Genomic DNA, 23,715 nt, shown 5'->3' on the forward strand with positions numbered 1-23,715 from the left:
GATCCGCCGTTTCAGTTGGGGTTCCCGATACGGGCTTCAAGATTTTCCCAGCGCTCGAGCAGCGCCAGCAGTTCGTCGTCGATCGCCGCCAGCCGCTCGGACGCCTTCTGCGCCCCCTGCGGGTCGCGCTGGTAGAGGCCTGGGTCTTCGAGCAATGCGGTCAGCTTCGCCTGTTCGGCTTCCAGCGCGGCGATCTTTTCCGGCAGCGCCTCCAGCTCGCGCTGTTCCTTCCAGCTCAGCTTGTCGGTTTTGGCTTTTGCCGCTTCGGCAGGCTTTGCGGCCGGTTTGACTTCGCTCTTCGGCTTGTCGACAACGACCTTGGGCTGGCTCGCCTGGTAGTTGGCCCAGTCGCTGTAGCCGCCGGCGTATTCCTTCCAGCGCCCGTTGCCTTCGGCGGCGATGGTCTGGGTGACGACGTTGTCAAGGAAGGTCCGGTCGTGGCTGACCAGGAAGAGCGTGCCGTCGTAGTCCTGGAGCAGTTGTTCGAGCAGTTCCAGAGTATCGATGTCGAGGTCGTTGGTCGGCTCGTCGAGAACCAGCACGTTGGCCGGCTTGGCGAATAGCCGGGCCAGCAGCAGCCGGTTGCGCTCGCCGCCGGAGAGCGAGCTGACCGGCGAACGGGCGCGCTCGGGCGCGAACAGGAAGTCTTCGAGATAACCAATGACATGCTTGCGGGCGCCGCCGATCTCGACCCAGTCGGAGCCCGGCGAAATGACGTCGGCCAGCGTCGAATCCGGATTGAGTTGGGTGCGGAACTGGTCGAAGTAGGCGATCTCCATCTTCGTGCCCTGACGCACGCTGCCGGCGTCCGGCTGCAGTTCGCCGAGGATCAACCGTAGCAGCGTCGTCTTGCCGGCGCCGTTGGGACCGATCAGGCCGATCTTGTCGCCACGCTGGATGCGCGCCGAGAAATCGGCGACGATGGGCCGTTGTCCGTAGGATTTGACGACATGATCGAGTTCGGCGACCAGCTTGCCGCTCTTGTCGCCGACTTCGAGCTGCAGGTTGACCTTGCCCATGCGCTCGCGCCGCGCCTGGCGTTCGGCGCGCAGGCGGTCAAGCCGCTGGACGCGGAACACCGCACGCGTGCGTCGCGCCTCGACGCCCTTGCGAATCCACACTTCCTCTTCCTTGAGCAGCTTGTCGGCGCGCGCGTTGGCCAGCGCCTCCTCGTGCAGCATCGCTTCCTTACGCTGCTGGTACTGGCTGAAGTTGCCGGGAAAACTGGCCAGCTGGCCGCGGTCGAGTTCGACGATACGGGTGCTGACCCGGTCGAGGAAGGAACGGTCGTGGGTGATGAACAGCAGGGTCACGCCCGATTCGATCAACAGCGTCTCCAGCCATTCGATGGCGGCGATGTCGAGGTGGTTGGTCGGCTCGTCGAGCAGCAGCACCTCCGGCGCCACCGCCAGCGCCTGGGCCAGCGCTAGGCGCTTCTTCTGACCACCGGACAGGCTGCCGACCTTCGCTTCCGGATCGAGCCCGAAACGGGCGATGACCTTTTCCGCCTGCGCCTCGTAGGCCCAGGCACCACGCGCCTCGAGTTCGTGCTGCAGCGTATCCATGCGCGCCAGCAGGGCGTCGTGATCGCCCTGCCCTTCGCCGAGGCGGTGCGACACCTCGTGATACTCGGCGAGCAGGGTCGAGGTCTCGCCCATGCCGGAAATCACGGCTTCGAACACCGAGTGTTCCGGATCGAAAGGCGGTTCCTGCGGCACGTAACCGACGCGAATGCCCGGCTGCACCCAGACCTCGCCGTCGTCCAGCCGCCCCTTGCCGGAACCGGCGGCCATCGCCGCCAGCAGCGACGATTTGCCGGTGCCGTTGCGACCGATCAGGGCGACGCGCTCGCCGGGATCGAGCTGAAACTCGGCATGATCCAGGAGCGGCACGTGGCCGTAGGCGAGACAGGCGTCGGAAAGTTTCAGGTAGGGCATCGGCGGCAATGAAAACGGCGCCCCGCGAGGCGCCGTGCACTGGGAAATTGGGAGATCCCGATTCTAATCGTTCAGGTGGTGAAACGGGAAAGTTGTGCCTGCAATTCGGCGGCCAGGCGTTCCAGTTCATGCGCCCGCTGACGGTTGCCGAGCGCGCGCTCGTTGGTGCCTTCGGCGGCCTGGGCGATATGCTCGACCAGGCGCGCGATTTCCTGGCTCGCGGCGCTCTGTTCCCGGGTTCCGTCGGCGATATGCATGATCACGCTGACCGTCTGCTCGGCCCGCTCGTCGATGGTAGTCAGCGATTCGCCGGCTTCGCGTGCCAGTTCGACACTGCCGGTCATGTTGCTGCTGACCGACTGCATGCGCCCGACGGCATTGTCGGTTTCCTGCAGGATGGCCGACACCGTGGTCGAGATTTCCTGCGTCGACAGGGCGGTACGTTCGGCCAGCTTGCGCACTTCGTCCGCCACCACGGCAAAGCCGCGGCCCTGCTCGCCGGCCCGCGCCGCCTCGATGGCGGCGTTGAGCGCCAGCAGGTTGGTCTGCTCGGCAATTTCGCGGATCACGCCGACCACGCTGGAAATCTGTTTCGAACGCTCGCCCAGCGACTCGATCAGGCGGGCCGATTCGCCAATATCGTCGGCCACCCGCTCAAGCTCCTGCATGGTCCGCTGGACCACCTGACGACCATTGGCGGTCACTTCCTTGGCCTCTTCGGAAATCTGCGCGGCCTGGCGGGCATTGTCGGCCACCTGCGAAATACTGACCGACAACTCCTCGACCGACGCGGCAATGCCGGACGCCGACTGCGATGCCTGACTGGCGCTTTCCAGTGCACGCTGCGCCGCGCCCTGCAACTCGTTGGCCGCTGCGCCGACCTGCCCGGAGGTCTGCGACGCGCCACTGACCAGCTTGCGCATGCTGCCGGCCATCTGGTTGAAGGCGTGGGCAATGACGTGCACCTCATTGCGACTGTCTGGATTGTCCTCCTGCACCGTCGCCCGCAAATCGCCGGCACTGACGCGGGAAACTTCAGTCACCAGCTGCGACAGACCGCGCAGGCGCGAATTGACCAGCACCAGCACGACCAGCGCCAGCACCACGGCGGCAACCAGGCTGACGACGATCAGCAGGTTGCGCAGGGCATGGCTTTCCTCCAGGTACTCCTCCAGCCAGCTGCCGGTCGCCACCGTCCATCCCCAGGATTCCGAGGTCGACGCGACAACGATCTTCTCGCGCTCGCTACCGCTGCCGTCGGGCATCCGGTAACGATAGGTACCGTTCTTTTTCTCCAGCAGGTCGAGGACCGATTGCTTGACCTCGGCCGACAGGTCGGTTTCGGAGATCAGCTTCTCCTGGTAACGCGGATGCAGCACGAATTCGCCATCGCCCTTGGTATCAGCCGGACGAACGATGTACACATAACCGGTCTTGCCAGCCACCAGGCTGCCGAATTGCGCCCGGATGCGCTTCAGTTCTTCTTCCAGAGAGATACGGACCGAATAGGCGCCCCAGGCCTTGCCATTGCCATCACGCAGCAGGCGAACGGTGCTGAAATAGTATTTGCCGCCGCGGATTGCCAACCCCTGGTAATCCTTGTCGGCCATCAGCGAACGGGCAACCGGGTCGTTCTCCGGCAAGGGCACGCCATGCATGGCCTTGCCTTCCTTGTTGCGCAGCAGCGTGGACAGGCGGTAGACCTTGCCCGAATGCAGCACAAGCAAGGCAGCATCGTCGCCGGTCAGGTTGCGGAAGGCAGCCAGTACGCGATCATTGGCGTTCAGTACCTCGCCCCCGAGGCGCATCACCGGCAGGTCGACGTCACCGGTACGCGCCATGCCCTCGCCCGGCTCGAGCTTGCCATTGAGGTAACGCAGGAAAAAATCGGACTGCCGGCTGCCGCGCTCACGCACGGCATCGAACAGCGCATCGAGCATGCCCGACATCAATTTCGCTTCGTGCGTCAGATTGTGTTCGGCAACGCTCAATGCCGCCCCGTCGGCGCGCTTCTGGACGATCAACGTCATCAGGGCGAAGACAAGGATCAGGGCTGCCAGGATGGCCATGATCAACTGCTGGGCAATCGGCCGATATGCAAATTTTCCAAACATCATATATCTCCTCCATTTTTTATATTCTTCTGGTCAATCTATCACATGCCTTCGGCAGCCGGTACAATTCGCCCCGGCACTCCCTGCGTCGGCGCGAAGCAGGTAAAATCCCGCCGCCTCAGCGTCCCCGTAGTTAAATGGATATAACCGGGTCCTCCTAAGACTCAATTAGAGGTTCGATTCCTCTCGGGGACGCCACGCCAACCACCCACGGAATCCAGCATGCCGCGCTCAGCCCCCCGCCACGCCATCGACATCAGCGAGGAAGACGGCGTCCGCTACCTGCATTTCGGCTCGGACTGGGTACAGGGCGCAATGCGCATCGCCCGCCCCTGGTCGCTGGAACTCGACTACACCCGGGAAATGATGGCGGGTTTGTTGCTGCGCCCGCCCGGGCGCTGGCCGCGCAGTGCGCTGCTGATCGGGCTCGGGGCAGGTTCGCTGGCCAAATTCCTGTATCGGTACTACCCGGATTGCCGGATCACCGTGGTCGAGATCAATCCGCAGGTCGAGTTCATCGCCCGTCAGTACTTCAAGCTGCCCGACGACCCGTTACGCCTCGACATACAGATCGGCTGCGGCGCCGATTACCTGCAGCAGGGCAAACGCAGCTTCGACCTGATCCTGTCCGACGGCTTCGACGCCGGCGGTCGCCCCGGCATGCTCGACACCCCGGCGTTCTACCAGTCGGCGCAGGCCCGGTTGAGCGACAGCGGCCTGTTCTGCGTCAACCTGCTACGCGAAAAAGGCTTCAAGCGCAGCGTCGAGCGCATCGCGGAAGCCTTTCTCGGTCACTGCCACGTTTTTCCGTCCAGCCCCAGCGGCAACACCATCGTTTTTGGCCGGGGCAACCAGGCGGTCGAGGTCGGCCTGGAGGTGCTGAATAGCCGCGCCGAGGAGTTGCAGCAACGGACAAAACTCAAGCTGAAAGACACCATCAGCCGCCTGCAGGAGGCCGGCATCAGCAACGAGGCGCCGCTCGCCTTCTGAGGCCCAGCCTTGTTTTTACGGCCGGCCGTGCTATAAATGAAGTAATCCTCCACCGATAACAACGACAAGGCGGACAGAACAAAGACAAACCGACTGATGCCGTAACGACACCAGAGGAGTCCCTATGCTGTCCATGCAAGATCTGATCGACTATTGCGATCTCGACCGAGGTGAGATCGAAGCCATTGCCGAGCACGAGCACCTGCCGATGGCCATTGCCGCCGAACTCAGTGAGATGCTGTTATGCACGCCAGATGGCGTCTGCCAGTTGCACGCGATGATCATCGAGAACATGCAGCATGCGCTTGAGGCCGGGCAAAACCAGCGCGTGCTTGACCTGATGCAGACCTACGAGCACCTGCAACGCACACATCCCCTGCCGACGCGCCATTGAAAACGGCCCGTCAGCTTGCGCTGCGGGCCGCCATCGGAAAGTCAGGCTGATCAGGCGGCCTGCTTCTCGACGTGCGCCTGCTTCTCGTAGAGGAACTCGAGCACGGCAGCACGGCAATCGATGTAGGCCGGATCGTGCGCCAGTTCCAGGCGGGCGCGCGGGCGCGGCAGATTGACCTCGAGAATCTCGCCGATGGTCGCCGCCGGGCCGTTGGTCATCATCACGATGCGGTCGGAGAGCAGTACCGCCTCATCGACATCGTGCGTGACCATGACCACGGTTGCCTGTGTCTTCTCGCAGATCTTCATCAACTCGTCCTGCAGCTTGGCCCGGGTCAGCGCATCGAGGGCGCCGAAGGGCTCGTCCATGAGCAGCACTTTCGGCTCCATCGACAGCGCCCGGGCGATGCCGACACGCTGCTTCATGCCGCCCGAGATTTCATGCGGGTACTTGTGCGCGGCATGGGCCAGCCCGACCAGTTCGATCGCCGCCTGGGTGCGTGCCTTGAGCTTGGCCTTGCCTTCCTTCTGGCTGAACACGCGCTCGACGGCCAGATAGATGTTCTCGAAGCAGGTCAGCCAGGGCAGCAGGCTGTGGTTCTGGAAGACCACCGCCCGTTCCGGGCCGGGACCGGCGATTTCCCGCCCATCGCAGAGCAGCACGCCGGTGGTCGGCTTGGTCAGGCCGGCAATCAGGTTGAGCAGGGTCGATTTGCCGCAGCCGGAGTGGCCGATCAGCGCGACGAACTCGCCTTGCTTCAGGGTCAGGTCGATGTCGCGCAGGGCGACGAACTTGCCTTTTTTCGTGTCGAAGGTCTGACCGACATTTTCGATTTGTACGAATTTTTCCATGATCTTGACTCCGCTCAGGACGATTCTTTGGTCAGCTTCTTGGCCAGCAGGATCAGCGCCTGTTCTAGGATCAGGCCGACGATGCCGATGATGAAGATGGCGATGATGATGTGTTCGACCTTCAGGTTGTTCCACTCGTCCCACACCCAGAAACCGATACCGACGCCACCGGTGAGCATTTCCGCGGCGACGATGACCAGCCAGGCGGTGCCGATCGACAGGCGGATGCCGGTGAGCATGTAAGGCAGCACGGCCGGGAACAGTATCTTGGTGACCACCTTCCACTCGGAGAGATCGAGCACGCGGGCGACGTTGAGGTAATCCTGCGGCACCCGCTGCACACCCTGGGCGGTATTCATGATCATCGGCCAGATCGAGCAGATGAAGATGGTCCAGGTCGCCGCCGGATCGGCCTTCTGGAACACCAGCAGACCGATCGGCAGCCAGGCCAGCGGCGACACCGGACGCAGCAGGCTGATGATCGGGTTGATCATTGCCGACAGGAAGGCAAAACGGCCGAGCATGAAACCGAGCGGGATGCCGACCAGCGCCGCCAGGCCGAAGCCGAGACCGACGCGTTCGAGCGAGGCAAGCACATTCCAGCCGATGCCCTGGTCGTTCGGACCGTTGTTGTAGAAGGGATCGGCGAAAAGTTCCGCCGCTGCCTGCCAGACGACGACCGGTCCGGGGATGGAACCGCCCTTGAGCGTTGCCACGTACCAGATGCCGACCAGCAGCAAGACCCCGAGCACCGGCGGCAAGACCGCCCGCATGGCATTCGACAGCATCTCGCCGAAGGGGTTGGCAGGGGCGGCCGCAGCCGCCTGGGTTGCAGGATTGGCGTGTGTTTCCATCGTCTTTTCCTTGACCGGCTTGACCGGCACAGTCTCTGTTTCGGGCTTGGCCGGCAGTTCGCCGGCAAATTCACCGCGCATCGTCAGGGTGGTACTCATCCCGATCTCCTTCGCTCACTCAAGCTTTGACCTTGAAGCCATCGGCATACTTGGCCGGGTTCGAACCGTCCCAGACCACGCCGTCGATCAGCTTGGACGAACGCAGCGGGCTCTTCGGCACGCTGACGCCCAGCTTGGATGCTGCCTGGGCGTAAAGCTCGGTCTGGTTGATCTTCTTGGCCACACCGAGGTAATCCGGGTGATCCTTGAGCAGGCCCCAGCGCTTGTGCTGGGTCAGGAACCACATGCCGTCAGACAGGTAGGGATAGTTCACCGCGCCGTCGTTGAAGAACTTCATGTGATTGGGATCGTCCCAGGTCTTGCCCAGGCCGTTCTGGTAGCGACCGAGGATGCGCTGGTTGATCGCATCGACACTGGTGTTCACATAGGCGCGCTGGGCGATGACTTCGGCCATCTTCATCTTGTTGCTGATGCTGGCATCGATCCAGCGGCTGGCTTCAAGAATGGCCATGATCACGGCGCGACAGGTGTTCGGGTTCTTCTGGACGAATTCGGCGGTACAGCCGAGGATTTTTTCCGGGTGATCCTTCCACACGTCCTGGGTGGTCGCTGCGGTGATGCCGATACCGTCCATGATCGCGCGGTGGTTCCACGGTTCGCCGACACAGAAGCCGTCCATGTTGCCAACGCGCATGTTGGCCACCATCTGCGGCGGCGGGACGACGATGGCCTTGGCATCCTTCATCGGGTTGATGCCGCCGGAAGCCAGCCAGTAGTACAGCCACATGGCGTGGGTGCCGGTCGGGAAGGTCTGGGCAAAGGTGTATTCGCGCGGTTCCTTCTTCATCAGCGCGGCCAGGCTGGCAACGTCGGTCGCGCCCTTGTCGGCCAGCGCCTTGGATAGGGTCAGCGCCTGGCCGTTGTTGTTCAGCGTCATCAGGTTGGCCATATCCTTCTTCGGCCCGCCGATACCCAGATGCACACCGTAGATCAGGCCGTAGAGCACGTGCGCCATGTCCAGTTCGCCATTGACCAGCTTGTCGCGGACGCCAGCCCAGGAGGCTTCCTTGGTCGGGATGATCTTGATGCCGTACTTCTCGTCGAACTTGTTGACCGCCGCCATGACTACCGAGGCGCAATCGGTCAGCGGGATGAAGCCAATGCGGATTTCCTTCTTTTCGGGGGCATCCGAGCCGGCAGCCCAGGCTGCGCTACGGACACCGGGGGGAACCATGGACATGAGGGATGCTCCCAGGGCGGCAGTGACAAAATCGCGACGCTTGGTCGAGACAGGAGAGGATTCTTGGGCTGCGGCAGCCGGCTTTTTATCTTCCATTGCGTTGACTCCAGATGGCTAAAAATAAAAAAGGCGTCGCATCCTTGCTGCACGGGGCAGCGAGGATGGACGCCATTGTCCTGGAACCGGAACACCCGGTTCGTGCCCGGCCGCCTTTGACCGTGCTATGCCTTCCTTAACGCAACGGCCGTGCCAGGTCCAAAGAAAACCCGCAAGCCATTGAATAACATGGAGAAACAGAAGAAAACCGGGAATACGCCGAAAAAACCGCATGCACTGTTGCAGTGCAACACCCGGCCAAGCTGCACAAAAAGAGGCGGAATCAGAGCAGGACGCGCGCCATGTCGATGACGTCCTTGGCCACCTTGGACATGCTCTGGCCGCGCTCCATCGCCAGCTTGCGCATGGCGTGATAGGCCGCCTCTTCGTCCAGATCGCGAGCCTTCATCAGGATGCCCTTGGCCTTGTCGACCAGCTTGCGGTCGGACAACTTGCGCGAAATCTCGTCGAGTTCGCGACGCATCGCCTGCGTATCCTCGAAGCGGACACGGGCGACATCGACTATCGGTTTGATCCGCTTCGGGTCCAGACCATCGACGATATAGGCCGAAACCCCGGCCTTGACGGCATCGCGGATCGCGCTCTGACCGTCTTCCTGGGTAAAGATGACGACCGGACGCGGCATGTTCTTATGCACCACGGCGAGGTTTTCGAGCGTATCGCGGCTGGGACTTTCGGTGTCGATCAGGATCACATCCGGCTGCAACTTCTCGACCTCGGCCGTCAGGTTGGCCGAATCGGCCAGAATGGCCGCCACCTGATAACCGGCGAGCGCCAGCCCGGCGCAGATTTCCGCCGCCCGGCTACGGGATTCATCAATGACCAGTACGCTTAACATGCCCGGAATCAAGCAAGCGCTGCGCCAGCTTTGCGGAGTGCGGCCTCGGCCATCGCCTGGACGACACTTTCCTCCTCGCCGATGGCGCGGTCGAGCACGAACTCGACCGTCGGCCAACGCGCCTGCATGGCGGCCAGCATTTCCGGGACTTCGCGTTTGAGATGCCCACCCTGGGCAATGAACATCGGCAGCACCACCACCTTGCGGGCGCCGCCAGCAATGGCCTCGGCGGCACAAGTCGGCAGGTCCGGGGTCATGAATTCGAGAAAGGCCAGTTCGACGGAAATCGACGGTGCAGCAGAACGGATCGCCGCCTGCACGCGGCGCATCGGCGCCGCCCATTCCGGATCGCGGGCACCGTGGGCAAAAAGGATGATGGCTGTAGTCATGGCTTTCACTTTAGCGCAAATAGAAAACGGCGGCTGTCCGCCCGAAGGCGTATTGACAGCCGCCGTCCGCTTTGGTGCGATCAGATTGCCAGCCAGACCTCGCCGTTTTCCAGCTTGACGTCGAAACGGTCACAACCGCCGACATCCGGCGCCACCGCCTGGCCGTCGGCCAGGCCGATATTCCAGCCGTGCAGCGGACAGGTCACGCGCTCGCCATGGACCAGGCCTTGCGACAGCGGTCCGCCCTTGTGCGGGCATTTGTCGTGCAGCGCGAAGACCTTGTCGTCGCTGGTGCGGAAAATGGCGATGTCGCCGCCCTTGGGCGGGCGGACGATGCGCGAACCCAGTGCCGGGATGTCTTCCAGTTTGCAGATCAGTTTCCAGTGGCTCATTTCAGTTCCTTTCGTCTGCTTCAGGCAGCGACCGTGATCGGGATGAATTGCTTGACCGGCTGCGCCTCACGCGAGGTAGACCAGGGGTCCTTGGCGTCCTTCAAGGCAGCGACCAGTCCCGCGTACAGCGTGCGCCGGCCGTCCTCGTCCTCGACGATGCGTCCCTTGACGTAATCGAGGCCGACGCGGTCCAGCCAGTGGCAGGTGCGCTCCAGGTACCAGGCTTCCTGGCGGTAGAGTTCGAGGAAGGCCCCGGAATATTCCATGACCTCCTCGTCCGACTTCACCTTGCACAGGAACTGGGCAACTTCGGTCTTGATCCCGCCGTTGCCGCCAACGTAAAGCTCGTAGCCGGAATCGACACCGATCACGCCAACGTCCTTGATGCCGGCTTCGGCACAGTTGCGCGGGCAGCCGGAGACGGCCAGCTTGACCTTGTGCGGGGCGTACATGTCGAACAGCATCTTTTCCAGCTTGACGCCCATGTCCATCGCCAGTTGCGTGCCGAAGCGGCAGTGTTCGGCGCCGACGCAGGTCTTCACGGTGCGGATCGACTTGCCGTAGGCGTGGCCGGAAACCATGCCGGCAGCGTTGAGGTCGGCCCACACGGCGGGGAGATCCTCCTTCTTGATGCCGAGCAGGTCGATGCGCTGGCCGCCGGTGACCTTCACCGTCGGCACCTGGTATTTCTCGGCGACATCGGCGATCGCGCGCAGCTCGGCCGGCGTCGTCAGGCCGCCCCACATCCGCGGCACCACCGAATAGGTGCCGTCCTTCTGGATGTTGGCGTGCGAGCGCTCGTTGATCAGCCGCGACTGCGGGTCATCCTTGGCTTCGTGCGGCCAGGTCGAGATCAGGTAATAGTTGATCGCCGGCCGGCACTTCTCGCAGCCGTTCGGCGTCGTCCAGCCGAGTTCGGCGAACACGGCTTCCTTGGTGGTCAGGTGTTCGTTGCGGATGGCTTCGCGCACCTTCTGGTGCGAATGCTCGGTACAACCGCAGATCGGTTTCTTGTCCGAGGCGGCCGGCGTATAGGCGCCGCCGATGGTCGAGGCCAGGATCTGCTCGACCAGCCCGGCGCAGGAACCGCAGGACGACGCGGCCTTGGTGTGCTTCTTGACCTCGTCGAGCGTAAACAACCCCTGCTCCTTGATCGCCTTGACGATGGTTCCCTTGGTCACCCCGTTGCAGCCACAGACCTCGGCGCTGTCGGCCATGGCAGCGGCCTTGCTGTTGCCGGCGTGGCCGACGTCGCCGACCAGGCTCTGGCCGAAGATCAGCGAGTCGCGGATGTCATGGATGTCGCGGGCGTCCTTGAGCAACTGGAAATACCACGGGCCATCGGCGGTGTCGCCGTACATGACGCCGCCGACCAGCTTGTTGTCCTTGATCACCAGCTTTTTATAGACGCCGCCGTGCGGGTCGTTGAGGACGATTTCCTCGGTATCCTTGCCGCCCATGAAGTCGCCGGCCGAGAACAGGTCGATGCCGGTAACTTTCAGCTTGGTCGAGGTCACCGAGCCGGTATAGCGGCCGATGCCGTAACCGGCCAGATGATTGGCGGCGACCTTGGCCTGCTCGAACAGCGGCGCCACCAGCCCGTAGGCGATGCCGCGATGGCTGACGCATTCGCCGACGGCGTAGATCTTCGGATCGTAGGTCTGCATGGTGTCGTTGACGACGATGCCACGGTTGCAATAGATGCCCGACTTCTCGGCCAGCGCATAATTGGGGCGGATGCCGGCAGCCATCACCACGAGGTCGGCGGGAATCTGCATGCCGTCCTTGAAGCGCACCGCAGCGACGCGGCCGCTCACGCCCTGGACCAGCATCTCGGTGTGCTTCTGCAACAGAAACTTCAGGCCCTTGTCTTCCAGCGACTGTTGCAGCATGCGTCCGGCCGTCTCGTCGAGCTGGCGTTCGAGCAGCCACGGGCCAATATGCACGACGGTCACGTCCATGCCGCGCAGCTTCAGGCCGTTGGCGGCCTCCAGGCCGAGCAGGCCGCCGCCGATGACCACCGCGTGCTTGTGCACTTTGGCGGTGGCGATCATCTCGTCGGTGTCCTTGATGTCGCGGTAACCGATGACGCCGGGCAGGTCGTTGCCGGGAATCGGCAGCATGAAAGGCGTCGAGCCGGTGGCGATGAGCAGGCGGTCGTAGGGCGCTTCGCTGCCGTCGTCGGCGATCACCTTGCGGCGGATGCGGTCGATGGCAACAACCTGCTTGCCGGTGTGCAGCGTGATGCCATTGCTGGCATACCAGTCGAGTTCGTTGAGGACGATTTCCGGCACCGTCATCTCGCCGGCCAGGACCGGTGACAGCAGGATGCGGTTGTAGTTGGGGTGGGGTTCGGCGCCGAAGATCGTGATCTCGTAGTGATCCGGGGCGATCTTCAGCAGTTCTTCAATGGTGCGGACACCGGCCATGCCGTTGCCGATCAGTACCAGACGGGGTTTGCTCATGATGACGGGGCTCCAACGTTGCGCGCACCTTGCGGTGCAAAGATGTTTCAGCGCATGACGTCGTTGCCATCGGACCGCCCCCGTTGGCGGTGGATTCGCTGCTTTGCCGGGGTTGTTGCAATCCGCGTGCCAGCGGACCAAATCATTGATTAATCAGGATTTACATAAAGCCGCGTGCGACACGATGCACCATTAACGTGCCCATCTGACCAGCACAGTGCATGCAGCGCTCAGTTGCCACCCATCAACAGCCCGGTCGCCTCGACCGCGACGATGGCCTTGGCCTGGTTGAGGTCGTCGACATAACCGCTGGCAAACAGCAGGCAGGCCAACTGGTTGGCAATCGGCTTGGGCAGCGGCACCTGCTTTTCCAGCACCCGCCGCGTCCACCGCGCGGTGCTCACCGCATCGCAGGCTTCGGGCAGGTTGGGCAGGCCGCGCAAGCTGTCGTGCTCGGCTTCGAACAAGGTATCGACGCTACCGTTACGGACATATTCGAGACGCGGCCGGCGCTTCGGATTGGCCACCGGCTCGCCTTCGGTACCGCGCAGCAACAAGCCGCGCTGCCCGCGCTCGACAAGGATGTCGCGCATCAGCGTGATGAAATCGGGATGCGTCGCCGGCGCCACCAGCACCGCCTCGCCACGGAAGGGATTGAGCAGCTTGACCAGGCTGTGCGCACTGTTGCGCACGCCCATCCGGGCGCGCAGGGAGAGCATGTTGTGCAGGCCGGGCGCCAGCGCGGTCAGCGGCAGGAAAGCCAGACCCTTTTCTTCCAGCGTCTGCTGCGCCTGTTGCGCCGACATCACCGGCATGTGGCCGAGCTCACGCAGGATCTGCGCACTGGTCACCCGACCATAGCCTTCGATCAGACCATGGACCAGCACCGGCACGCCGAAGCGCTGCAGCAGCAAGGCCAGCAGCGGTGTCAGGTTGGCTTCCTTGCGCGCGCCGTTGTAACTGGGCAACACCACCGGGCGCACCCGGCCGTGCGGCATGTCGAGGCGATTCATGCGCTCGTCGATGGCGGCCAGGAAGCCGAGCATCTCGTCGCTGGACTCGCCCTTGACGCGTAGGGCGATCAGGATCGCCCCAAGCTCCAGGTCAGGAACGCCGCCGTCGAGCATCGCCGCGTAGACCTGGCGTGCCTCTTCCGGCGACAGATCGCGCGATCCCTGGGCACCGCGTCCGATTTCCTTGATATATTGAGCGTAACTCACGGGTCTCCTCCGTTCGGGCCTCAGGCGGCCTCTGGATGTTGTTGTGGCTGCCGGTTCAGCATGCGCTTGATGTCCGGTATGCAGCCGCCACAGAAGGTGCCGCATTTGAGCGTATCCTGCAAGCCGGCCAGGTCGGCACCGCCGGCAACGGCGGAAATAATCTGATCGTCGCTGACGTCAGCACATTTGCAGACGATCTGGCGCGGCGCGAGCGATGCGGGGGGTGCCGCCGTCGGCGCCAGGGCAAAACGCAGCAGGCTGGCATCCAGTTCGCCTTCCGCCATCGCCTGACGCAGCCAGCTCAGGGCTTGGGTTTCGCCAGCCAGACGGACGCCGAGCAATTGCCCGTCGAGGGCCACGGCTTTCTTGGCGATATGGCGCCGGGCATCGCTGAAGACGATGGCGCCGGTGTCGCCTGCCAGACCGAAAGTGGTATCGATGGTCTGCAACAAGGCGGCCGGCATCGGCACCTCCGTCGCCGCCCGGAAGACGACCAGCGGACTGGCGCGACCATAGAGCGAAGCGGTGGCGTAGGGAAACTCGTCGAACAGGCTGCGCGCCAGTTCGAGCTGACGCAAGGCATCGTCCAGATCCGTACAACGGCGGATCACGGCCAACGGATACGCCAGGCCGCTCTTGGCGACTTCGACCGTGGTGTGCTTGAGTTCCGGCTGCTGCGACCAGGGATCGACGGCGTCGCCAAGCAGCGCGTTGGCGCCGGCCCCGTTCATGAACCGGTTGCCCCAGTGCATTGGCAGCCAGGTCCGGCCGCGCACCAAGCCGCTGCCGGCAGCAACACGCACGACAATTTCGCCGCGACGGTTGAACAGGCGAACCAGATCGCCATCCTCAAGCTGGCGATGGCGCATGTCGCAGGGATGCATCTGCAGCAGAGGTTCATCTTCCAGATTGAACAGGCGCGGCACGATTCCGGTCCGGCTCATGCCGTGCCATTGGTCGCGCATGCGCCCGGACAACAGGCTGAGCGGATAAGTCTTGTCAGCCTGTTCGGCAGTCGCTTGATGCTGGACGCTGACAAAACGTGCCCGGCCGTTGGCAGTCGGGAAACGCCCATCGGCATAAAGGCGCGCCCGCCCGGCCGTCGCCCCTTGCGGAAACGGCCACTGCTGCGGCCCCTGCTGTTCGAGCAAGGCATAGCTCAGACCGGTGATGTCGAGATCGCGACCGGCGGTCGACGCGCGATGTTCATTGAAGATTTCCTCGACACTGGCGTAAGGGAAAAGACGATCGACGGCCGCGTGATCGAGCTTGCGCCCCAGGCGCCGCGCGAAGTCGACGACGATCTGCCAGTCATGGCGCGCTTCGCCAGTCGGCGGTACGGCCGCCTGGACACGCGTGATGCGGCGCTCGGAGTTGGTCACCGTGCCGTGCTTTTCGCCCCAGCCGGTTGCCGGCAGCAACAGGTCGGCATAGGCGGCGGTATCGGTATCGGCAAAGCATTCCTGGAGCACGACGAATTCGGCATTGGCCAGTCCGGCACGAACCGCCGCCTGATGCGGCAGGGATTGTGCGGGATTGGTGCAGGCGATCCAGACCGCCTTGATCTCGCCGCTGGCCAGCGCCTTGAACAGGTCGACCGCAGCCTTGCCGGGCTTTGCCGGCACTTCCGGGATTCCCCACAAGGCCGCCACCTCGGCGCGATGCTGCGGATTCGCCAGGTCACGATGCGCCGACAGCAGATTGGCCAGCCCGCCGACCTCGCGACCGCCCATGGCATTCGGCTGGCCGGTCAGCGAGAAGGGGCCGGCACCGGCCTTGCCGATCTGGCCGCAAGCCAGGTGCAACTGGATCAGCGCGGCATTGTTGTGCGTACCGTGCGCCGACTGGTTGAGCCCCTGGCAGTAAAGCGACAACGCCGGCCCCCGGGTGGCAAACCAGCGCGCCGCGCGCACGATGTCGCTGGCTGGAATCCCGCACAATTCGGCGACCCGCATCGGGGTGTATTCGGCGACGATGGCGGCCTGTTCGGCAAAACCCTCGGTATGTTCGGCAATATAGGTCTCGTCGATCAGTCCTTCGCCGATCATCACATGCAACATGCCATTAAATAGCGCGATGTCGCTGCCCGGCTTGATCGGCAGATGGAGATCGGCAATGGCCGCGCTTTCGGTGCGGCGCGGATCGACGACGATGACCTTCAGGTCCGGATTGGCCACCCGCGCATCCTCGATGCGGCGAAAGACGATGGGATGAGCAATGGCCGGATTGGCGCCGGCGATCAGGATGACCCCGGCCTGGTCAATGTCGTCGTAACAACTCGGCGGCGCATCGGCACCCAGCGTCTGCTTGTAGCCGGCCACGGCCGATGACATGCACAACCGCGAATTGGTATCGACGTTGTTGGTCCCGATCAGGCCCTTGGCCAGCTTGTTGAAAACGTAGTAGTCCTCGGTCATCAACTGACCGGAGATATAGAAGGCGACCGCATCGGGGCCGTGCGTCCGGATGATTTGCGCAAAACGCTCGCTGGCATGTTCCAGGGCATCGTCCCAGGCCACCCCCTGCGCCGGCTCTCCGCGCGCCGGACGCAAGGCCGGGTGCACCAGACGATTGGCGGTACCTGCCGTCAGGTGCAGGGATGCGCCCTTGGTGCACAAACGACCAAGGTTGGCCGGATGTTCCGGATCGCCGCGCACGCTGGTGATGACACCGCCTTCCGCACGGATCAACACGCCGCAACCGACGCCGCAGTAACAACAAGTGGATTTGACTTCCTGGCTCATGATCTTCCTTCCGGTCGAGCATTGAGCAACAGGCATGCCACCCATAAAAATCAAGGAGTTGCCATAAAAAAAGGGAAAACCCGATTCCGGTTCTCCCATTTTTGGTGCATCCCGGGGATGCCGTGTCCCTATTTGACGCGTTGCAGCTTGGGCCGCCCGCCTTCGGGGTGTGACGGCGATGGCGGCTCGTCATCGGGGACTTCGTCCATCGGTACGGCTTCTTCGTTCTCGTCGAAAGGCAGGGTCTCGTCGCCGGTTTCAAAAGCCATGCCGGCCCCGTTCTCCCGCGCATAGATTGCCGATATCTGGCCCACCGGCACCGACAGCTCCCGGGCCACGCCACCGAAGCGGGCCTGGAACTCGATCAGTTCGTTACCCATCTGCAACTTGTTGGTTGCATCCGGGCCGAGATTGAGCACGATCTGACCATCGCGGACGAACTCACGCGGCACCTGGGTGCGCGCATCGACCTGGACCGCGATGTAGGGCGTAAAGCCGTTATCGCAGCACCACTCCCAGATGGCGCGCAGCAAGTAGGGCTTGGTGGACGGCAGTTCCATCTTACTTGCGCATGGCCTTTTCGGACGGCGTCAGCGCGTCGATGAAGCCCTGACGGCTGAAGATGCGCTCGGCGTACTTCATCAGCGGTGCCGCAGCCTTGCCGAGGTCGATGCCGTAGTGGTCGAGACGCCACAGCAGCGGGGCGATGGCGACGTCAAGCATGGAGAACTCATCACCCAGCATGAACTTCTGCTTGTTGAAGATGGGCACGATCTCGGTCAGACGCGCCTTGATTTCCTGGCGGGCCTTGTCGGCGGTCTTGCCGTTCTTCTCGATGATTTCCATGTGCGAGAAGATCTCGCGCTCCATGCCGATCAGCAACTGGCGGGCACGCGCACGCATGATCGGGTCGGCCGGCATCAGCTGCGGATGCGGGAAACGCTCGTCGATGTATTCGTTGATGATGTTCGGTTCGAACAGCACCAGATCACGTTCGGCCAGCACCGGCACGCGGCCGTGCGGATTGATCGCGGCCATTTCGTCGGCCTTGGAGAACAGATCGACGTCGATTACCTGAAAGTCCATGCCCTTTTCGAACAGGACGATGCGGCAACGGTGACTGAAGGGGCAGGTCGTGCCCGAGTAGAGGTTCATCATGTTTAGCAACCCTCAAAATGAGATTCGGCACCGGGGGCAGACCGAAGTCTAACCCACGATGCCGTCAGCCGATCCGGGAAGGATCAGTGAATGTCTTTCCAGTATTCCTTCTTCAGGGCGTAAGCCACCACGAAGAGCAGCGCCAGGAAGGCCAGCACGAAAATGCCGAGCGTCTTGCGGTACTCCTGTTGCGGTTCGCCCATCCAGACCATGAATCCGACCAGGTCGGAAACTGCCTTGTCGAACTCCGCCGGGCTCATCTTGCCGGGAACGGCCAGTTCGAGCTTGTGCGTTTCATGGTTCATCACCTGGGTACCCTGCAGTTCCCACAGCACGTGCGGCATGCCGACAGCTTCGAAGGCAACGTTGTTCCAGCCGGTCGGACGCTTTTCGTCCTGATAGAAAGTACGCAGATAGGTGTACAACCAGTCGGCACCAGCACCCGGATTACCCAATTCGCCACGGGCACGAGCGATGATGGTCAGATCCGGCGGCATCGCGCCGAACCACAGCTTCTGCTCGTCATGACGGGCAGCAACCATCATCAGGTCACCGATCTTGTCGCTGGTGAACATCAGGTTTTCCTTGACCTGTTGTTCGGTTAGGCCAAGATCCATCAGGTTCTTGTAGCGCATGTAGGAAGCGCCATGACAGTTCATACAGTAATTGACGAACAGCTTGGCACCATTCTGCAGTGCGGCCTTGTCGCTCACCGAACCGGGCCACTTGTCGAGCGGCACGTTGGCACCGGCCGCAAAAGCCAGAACCGGTGCGAAGAGCAATGCGATCAGAAATTTTTTCATTTTATGCACCCTCTCACTTCGTGACACGTTCGGGAACCGGCTTGAACTTGTCCATCCGGGACCACCACGGCATGGCGAGGAAGAAACCGAAATAGAACACCGTACAGATCTGCGAGATCAGTTCGCCCATCGCGGACGGCGACTGGGTACCCAGATAACCTAGGATGAGGAAGCAGATCACGAACAGGGTGATCATCACCTTGGTGATCGGGCCGCGATAGCGGATCGAACGTACCGGGCTACGATCGAGCCACGGCAGGAAGGCGAAGATCACGACCGAGGCGCCCATGGCGACCACACCCCAGAACTTGGCATCAAGACCGAAGAAGTTCCAGACGATGGCACGCAGGATCGAGTAGTACGGGGTGAAGTACCAGACCGGCGCGATATGCGGCGGCGTCTTAAGCGGATCGGCCGGATAGAAGTTCGGCGTTTCCAGGAACAGGCCGCCACCTTCCGGCGCGAAGAACATGATCGCGCTGAAAGCCATCAGGAAGACGACCACGCCTACGATGTCCTTGACCGTGTAGTACGGATGGAACGGAATGCCGTCGAGCGGAATGCCCTTCTCGTCCTTCTTTTCCTTGATGTCGATACCGTCCGGGTTGTTCGAGCCGGTTTCGTGCAGCGCCAGAATGTGCGCGGCAACCAGACCGATCAGCACCAGCGGGAAGGCGATCACGTGGAAGGAGAAGAAGCGGTTCAGGGTCGCATCGCCAACGACGAAGTCGCCGCGGATCAGGATCGACAGATCGTTACCGACCACAGGAATGGCACCGAACAGGTTCACGATCACCTGGGCACCCCAGTACGACATCTGCCCCCACGGGAGCAGGTAACCGAAGAAGGCTTCGCCCATCAGCACCAGGAAGATGCCGACGCCGAACAGCCAGGTCAGCTCGCGCGGCTTGCGGTACGAACCGTAGATCAGGCCACGGAACATGTGCAGATAGACCACGATGAAGAAGGCCGAGGCACCGGTCGAGTGCATGTAGCGGATCAGCCAGCCACCCGGCACGTCGCGCATGATGTATTCGACCGAGGCGAAGGCGACCGGCACACCGGCGGCGTTCAGCGAGGCATCCGGCTTGTAGTGCATGACCAGGAAGATGCCGGTGACGATCTGGATGACCAGAACCAGCAGGGCCAGCGAGCCGAAGAAATACCAGAAGTTGAAGTTCTTCGGTGCGTAGTATTCGGAAAGGTGACCCTTCCACATCGAGGTTGCCGGGAAACGGGCATCAACCCATTCCAGCACGTTGCCGGCCAGCGAGCCGTCCGACTTGTACTTTTCGAAATTTCCACCAGCCATGGTCATGCCCCCTTCTTGTCTTCGCCGATCAGGATACGGGTATCAGCCAGATACACGTGCGGCGGCACTTCGAGATTGGTCGGTGCAGGCTTCGCCTTGAACACGCGGCCGGCGAAGTCGAATGTCGAACCGTGGCAGGGGCACAGGAAGCCGCCGAGCCAGTCGCCAGCCATGCCTTCTTCGGCACCGGCCTTGAACTTCGAAGTCGGCGAGCAACCCAGGTGGGTACAGATGCCGACGACGACCAGCAGGTTTTCCTTGATCGAACGGGTCGGGTTGGCAGCGTAATCGGGCTGCTGCGACTTCACTTCTGAATTCGGGTCGGCCATCTGATCGGCCAGCTTGGGCAGCGTTTCGAGCATTTCCGGGGTCCGGTTGATGATCCAGACCGGCTTGCCACGCCATTCGACGGTCATCATCTGACCGGCTTCCAGCTTGCTGATATCGACTTCGACCGGTGCGCCTGCTGCCTTGGCACGTTCGGACGGAAGCAAACTGGACACGAACGGCACGAGCGCGGCAACCGCGCCCACACCGCCCACGGCTGCGGTTGCGACGACTAGACGCCGCCGGCCGCAGTCCACTTTCCCTTGATTGCTCATAACGCTGACCCCTGAAGGAATTGAATGGGTTTAAAAACAAACGCTAAATTATACGCCAATGGAACCCCCGATAAAAGCCGCTGTCGCAATCAGGATGAACCAAGAAGCTTGCGTTCGCGCAAAGCCTGCGCCAGCGTTCCGGCGTCGACGTACTCAAGTTCGCCGCCGACGGGCACCCCGCGAGCGATCCGGGTGACATTGATATCGCGCGCCTTGAGCATGGCCATGATGTAATGCGCCGTTGCTTCGCCTTCGTTGGTGTAGTTGGTCGCCAGGATGACTTCACGCACCAGGCCATCACTGGCCCGGGCCAGCAAACGTTCCAGGGCAAGGTCGCGCGGGCCGATGCCATCCATGGGCGAAATCCTGCCCATCAGGACGTAATAAAGCCCCTGATAAGCCTGGGTCTGCTCCATCATGTTCATGTCGACCGGCGTCTCGACCACGCAAAGCAGACTGGGATCGCGCCGTGGCGAAGCACAGCGCTCGCAGATATCGAGCTCGGTGAATGTATTGCAGCGCTGACAATGGCGAATCGCCTGCAGGGCATGCTGGATCGCATCACCCAGCCGGGCGGCCCCAGCCCGGTCATGCTGCATCAGGTGATAGGCCAGCCGCTGGGCCGACTTGGGGCCGATCCCCGGCAGACAGCGCAGGGCCTCGATCAGGGCCTCAAGTCCACTGGGATTCACGTCAGAACGGCAGCTTGAAACCCGGCGGCAGATTCATGCCGGCGGTGAAGCCGGACATCTTTTCCTGGCTCAGTGCTTCGCCCTTGCGCGCAGCGTCGTTCATCGCGGCCGCGATCAGGTCTTCTAGCATCTCACGGTCGTCCATGACTGAAGGATCGATGGAAACGCGGCGCACATCATGCGCGCAGGTCATCACCACCTTGACCATGCCGGCACCGGCCTGACCTTCGACTTCAGTATGCGCCAGTTGCTCCTGCGCCTTCTTCATGTTTTCCTGCATCATCTGGGCCTGCTTCATCAGGCCGCCCAAACCGCCCTTAATCATGTGCTGCTCCGTCAATCAATGGGTTTAATGGAAGATTTCACAATCGAAGCGTCCAGTGAGGAAATCGCCTCCTGAACGAACATGTCCTGTTCAATAGCCGCCTCTGCGTCGGCCTGACGCGCCTGCCGCTGCCGCCCCGCCTGTTCGGCCGGCGTCTCCGACGAAGGATCACCAAGTTCGATTTTCAGCACTAGTGGCCGACCAAAGTATTCACTCAAGGCCTGCTGCAAACGCTCAGGCGACGGCTTCATCTGCAGGTGCCCCTTCGTCGAGGGCAAGCGCAACAGACAACGCCCTTCCTCGAGTGCCCGCAATTCGCAATTCAGCGCCAACTCCTTGGCCAGGCCACTCAGCGCCAGACGGGCCACCGTGGCATTCCAGTCATCGCCAGCATCTTCCGCGAACGACTTCGCCGCGGGCGCGGCTCGCTCGGCAGCCGCTGCCGGCGGCGTCACTGCAGCCACCGGTGCCTTGGGCACGGGTGCCGCCGACACAGCAGTCGGACGCGGTGTTGCACGAACCGTATCCAGCATTTCCGGCACGCCGCGCGGCCGGAAAGCATGCAGGCGTAACAGGGTCATCAGGAACCCGGCATGCTCGTCCGGCGCCAGGCCCAGTTCGGCGCGACCGAGATTGACGATCTGGTAGGCCAACTGAACAAACTCGGGCGACAGCATGCGCGCCAGCAGCGTAATGCGCTCGCGATCCGGATCCTCGTCATCGACCGCCTCAGGTACGCATTGCGCCACCTGGATACGCGTCAACAATGCGGCGAGTTCCTGCAGCGCACTGGCAAAGGAGAGGCTGCGCACCGCCAGCGTCGACGCGACCTGCAGCAAAGCCGAGGCATTACCTTCGTGCAGCGCTTCCAGTATCGAAAACAGATGATCCTGGTCGACGCTACCCAACATGACCCGGACCTGTGACTCGTCCACCCGCCCGGCACCATGCGCAATGGCCTGGTCGAGCAGGGACAGCGAATCACGCATGCTACCGCCGGCCGAACGGGCAATCAGGGCCAAGGCCCCTTGATCGAACGGGATGTCCTCGGCTTGCAGGATGTTCGCCAGATGACCGGAGATGGCCGGTGCCGGCATCTGCTTGAGGTTGAACTGCAGACAGCGCGACAGGACGGTCACCGGAATCTTCTGTGGATCCGTCGTCGCCAGAATGAACTTGACGTGCTCCGGCGGTTCCTCCAGCGTCTTCAGCATGGCATTGAACGCCGACGTCGACAGCATGTGCACTTCGTCGATCACGTAAACCTTGAAACGGCCACGCGTCGGTGCGTAGATTGCGTTCTCGAGCAACTGACGCATTTCATCGACACGGGTATTGGTTGCCGCATCGACTTCCAGCAGATCGACGAAACGTCCGGCATCGATTTCCTGGCAGGCCGAGCACTTGCCGCAAGGCGTGGCGGTGATGCCGGTTTCGCAATTCAGGGATTTGGCCAGGATGCGCGCAATGGTGGTCTTGCCGACCCCGCGCGTACCGGTGAACAAGTACGCATGATGTAGCCGCTGTTCGGACAATGCATGCGTCAACGCCCGAACCACATGTTCCTGGCCGACGAGTGTCGAAAAATTGCGCGGTCGCCACTTGCGGGCGAGAACCTGGTAACTCATGCGCCCCACACCAAAGCAAAAATGAAAGTGGCGAGCCTAACCCCCGGCACTTGCAGTTAATGGCTGTGGCTGCTTCCTTCCGGACCTGACCAGGTTCACCACACTACAATGCGGGGAGACCCGCCGGTGCGAATTCTAGCACAGAGCGCCTTTCCCGCCCCGAGGATCGACAACTAAATTCCCCGTGGTTTCGTCGTTCAAGAACGCAAAAACCCCCTCAGTGTTTTCTGAGGGGGTTTTGGTATTGGGTAGCCTGGCGGTGACCTACTTTCGCGAGCGGAAGCTCACTATCATTGGCGCTCATCTGTTTCACGGTCCTGTTCGGGAAGGGAAGGGGTGGGTCCAGAAGGCTATTGCCGCCAAGCGTAACTTGTGTGTTCGTCGCGTGTTGAGGCGCGCCGAACGCAAAATGGTAGAAGGTTGTTTGTTGTGACTGCGTCTATGAGTATGCTGCAGTGTTACAAGGTTATAGGATCAAGCCGCACGGGCAATTAGTATCAGTTAGCTTAACGCATTACTGCGCTTCCACACCTGACCTATCAACGTCGTGGTCTTCGACGACCCTTTAGGGAGTTCAAGACTCCGGGAAA

The 23,715-nt window shown here is 62.2% G+C and carries 21 protein-coding genes, 1 tRNA gene, 2 rRNA genes and 1 other RNA gene; 3 read left to right on the forward strand and 22 right to left on the reverse strand.

The window, feature by feature from the left end:
• Positions 1 to 11: 11 nt before the first annotated feature.
• A complete protein-coding gene (locus G471_RS0116100) occupies positions 12 to 1,937 on the reverse strand; it encodes an ATP-binding cassette domain-containing protein (protein ID WP_028996238.1) in 1,926 nt (641 codons plus the stop codon).
• Positions 1,938 to 2,008: 71 nt separating this feature from the next.
• Positions 2,009 to 4,054: a methyl-accepting chemotaxis protein gene (locus G471_RS0116105; protein ID WP_043421944.1), complete on the reverse strand. Its 2,046-nt coding sequence runs from the start codon at positions 4,052 to 4,054 to the stop codon at positions 2,009 to 2,011.
• 120 nt (positions 4,055 to 4,174) lie between these two features.
• Here G471_RS0116105 and G471_RS0116110 point away from each other — a divergent pair.
• The 3 genes from G471_RS0116110 to G471_RS0116120 all read left to right on the forward strand — a co-directional run bounded on the left by G471_RS0116110 (position 4,175) and on the right by G471_RS0116120 (position 5,435).
• Positions 4,175 to 4,249 (forward strand) — tRNA-Arg (locus tag G471_RS0116110).
• Between the two features lie 24 nt (positions 4,250 to 4,273).
• Complete coding sequence (locus G471_RS0116115; RefSeq protein ID WP_028996240.1) at positions 4,274 to 5,041, forward strand: fused MFS/spermidine synthase; 768 nt, start codon at positions 4,274 to 4,276, stop codon at positions 5,039 to 5,041.
• Between the two features lie 133 nt (positions 5,042 to 5,174).
• Positions 5,175 to 5,435 carry a hypothetical protein gene (locus G471_RS0116120; RefSeq protein WP_245580580.1) on the forward strand — a complete coding sequence of 87 codons (261 nt, stop codon included), beginning with the start codon at positions 5,175 to 5,177 and terminating at the stop codon, positions 5,433 to 5,435.
• A 50-nt stretch (positions 5,436 to 5,485) separates the two neighbouring features.
• On the opposite strand, the gene G471_RS0116125 is transcribed toward G471_RS0116120, so the two are convergent.
• The 20 genes from G471_RS0116125 to G471_RS0116215 form a co-directional block, all read right to left on the reverse strand.
• The gene (locus tag G471_RS0116125; RefSeq protein WP_211226448.1) at positions 5,486 to 6,286 is read right to left on the reverse strand and encodes an ABC transporter ATP-binding protein; all 801 of its coding nucleotides are present in this window, start codon (positions 6,284 to 6,286) and stop codon (positions 5,486 to 5,488) included.
• A gap of 14 nt (positions 6,287 to 6,300) precedes the next feature.
• Positions 6,301 to 7,239 carry a nitrate ABC transporter permease gene (gene ntrB / locus G471_RS0116130; RefSeq protein ID WP_245580581.1) on the reverse strand — a complete coding sequence of 313 codons (939 nt, stop codon included), beginning with the start codon at positions 7,237 to 7,239 and terminating at the stop codon, positions 6,301 to 6,303.
• Between the two features lie 19 nt (positions 7,240 to 7,258).
• Positions 7,259 to 8,440, reverse strand: a complete 1,182-nt coding sequence (locus G471_RS0116135; protein WP_245580582.1) for a CmpA/NrtA family ABC transporter substrate-binding protein — start codon at positions 8,438 to 8,440, stop codon at positions 7,259 to 7,261.
• A gap of 379 nt (positions 8,441 to 8,819) precedes the next feature.
• Positions 8,820 to 9,395: an ANTAR domain-containing response regulator gene (locus tag G471_RS0116140; protein ID WP_028996245.1), complete on the reverse strand. Its 576-nt coding sequence runs from the start codon at positions 9,393 to 9,395 to the stop codon at positions 8,820 to 8,822.
• A gap of 8 nt (positions 9,396 to 9,403) precedes the next feature.
• The gene (locus G471_RS0116145; protein WP_028996246.1) at positions 9,404 to 9,784 is read right to left on the reverse strand and encodes a sirohydrochlorin chelatase; all 381 of its coding nucleotides are present in this window, start codon (positions 9,782 to 9,784) and stop codon (positions 9,404 to 9,406) included.
• 80 nt (positions 9,785 to 9,864) lie between these two features.
• Positions 9,865 to 10,176 carry a nitrite reductase small subunit NirD gene (nirD, locus tag G471_RS0116150; RefSeq protein WP_028996247.1) on the reverse strand — a complete coding sequence of 104 codons (312 nt, stop codon included), beginning with the start codon at positions 10,174 to 10,176 and terminating at the stop codon, positions 9,865 to 9,867.
• A gap of 20 nt (positions 10,177 to 10,196) precedes the next feature.
• Positions 10,197 to 12,641, reverse strand: coding sequence for a nitrite reductase large subunit NirB (gene nirB, locus G471_RS0116155; protein WP_028996248.1), 2,445 nt, complete (start codon positions 12,639 to 12,641; stop codon positions 10,197 to 10,199).
• Positions 12,642 to 12,871: 230 nt separating this feature from the next.
• Positions 12,872 to 13,861, reverse strand: a complete 990-nt coding sequence (gene ybiB, locus G471_RS0116160) for a DNA-binding protein YbiB (protein WP_028996249.1) — start codon at positions 13,859 to 13,861, stop codon at positions 12,872 to 12,874.
• A gap of 20 nt (positions 13,862 to 13,881) precedes the next feature.
• Positions 13,882 to 16,605, reverse strand: a complete 2,724-nt coding sequence (locus tag G471_RS0116165) for a nitrate reductase (RefSeq protein WP_028996250.1) — start codon at positions 16,603 to 16,605, stop codon at positions 13,882 to 13,884.
• A 128-nt stretch (positions 16,606 to 16,733) separates the two neighbouring features.
• A complete protein-coding gene (locus G471_RS0116170; RefSeq protein ID WP_028996251.1) occupies positions 16,734 to 17,165 on the reverse strand; it encodes a ClpXP protease specificity-enhancing factor in 432 nt (143 codons plus the stop codon).
• 1 nt (position 17,166) lies between these two features.
• Complete coding sequence (locus tag G471_RS0116175; protein ID WP_028996252.1) at positions 17,167 to 17,763, reverse strand: glutathione S-transferase N-terminal domain-containing protein; 597 nt, start codon at positions 17,761 to 17,763, stop codon at positions 17,167 to 17,169.
• 83 nt (positions 17,764 to 17,846) lie between these two features.
• Positions 17,847 to 18,566 carry a cytochrome c1 gene (locus tag G471_RS0116180; protein ID WP_028996253.1) on the reverse strand — a complete coding sequence of 240 codons (720 nt, stop codon included), beginning with the start codon at positions 18,564 to 18,566 and terminating at the stop codon, positions 17,847 to 17,849.
• Between the two features lie 13 nt (positions 18,567 to 18,579).
• A complete protein-coding gene (locus G471_RS0116185; protein ID WP_028996254.1) occupies positions 18,580 to 19,878 on the reverse strand; it encodes a cytochrome b in 1,299 nt (432 codons plus the stop codon).
• Positions 19,879 to 19,880: 2 nt separating this feature from the next.
• Entirely contained in the window at positions 19,881 to 20,480 is a 600-nt protein-coding gene (petA, locus tag G471_RS0116190; protein WP_028996255.1) for a ubiquinol-cytochrome c reductase iron-sulfur subunit, read from the reverse strand.
• Between the two features lie 89 nt (positions 20,481 to 20,569).
• Positions 20,570 to 21,172 (reverse strand): recombination mediator RecR, encoded by a 603-nt coding sequence (gene recR / locus G471_RS0116195; RefSeq protein WP_028996256.1) that lies wholly within the window; start codon positions 21,170 to 21,172, stop codon positions 20,570 to 20,572.
• 1 nt (position 21,173) lies between these two features.
• Complete coding sequence (locus G471_RS0116200) at positions 21,174 to 21,497, reverse strand: YbaB/EbfC family nucleoid-associated protein (RefSeq protein WP_028996257.1); 324 nt, start codon at positions 21,495 to 21,497, stop codon at positions 21,174 to 21,176.
• Between the two features lie 11 nt (positions 21,498 to 21,508).
• Positions 21,509 to 23,125 carry a DNA polymerase III subunit gamma/tau gene (dnaX, locus tag G471_RS0116205; RefSeq protein WP_028996258.1) on the reverse strand — a complete coding sequence of 539 codons (1,617 nt, stop codon included), beginning with the start codon at positions 23,123 to 23,125 and terminating at the stop codon, positions 21,509 to 21,511.
• A gap of 26 nt (positions 23,126 to 23,151) precedes the next feature.
• Positions 23,152 to 23,250, reverse strand: an RNA gene (gene ffs, locus G471_RS18930) — signal recognition particle sRNA small type.
• A 126-nt stretch (positions 23,251 to 23,376) separates the two neighbouring features.
• Positions 23,377 to 23,489, reverse strand: a 5S ribosomal RNA gene (rrf, locus tag G471_RS0116210).
• A 106-nt stretch (positions 23,490 to 23,595) separates the two neighbouring features.
• Positions 23,596 to 23,715 (reverse strand): 23S ribosomal RNA (locus G471_RS0116215); the annotation flags it as partial.

Origin of the sequence: Azonexus hydrophilus DSM 23864 (assembly GCF_000429605.1) — a bacterium.
GTDB lineage: Bacteria > Pseudomonadota > Gammaproteobacteria > Burkholderiales > Rhodocyclaceae > Azonexus > Azonexus hydrophilus.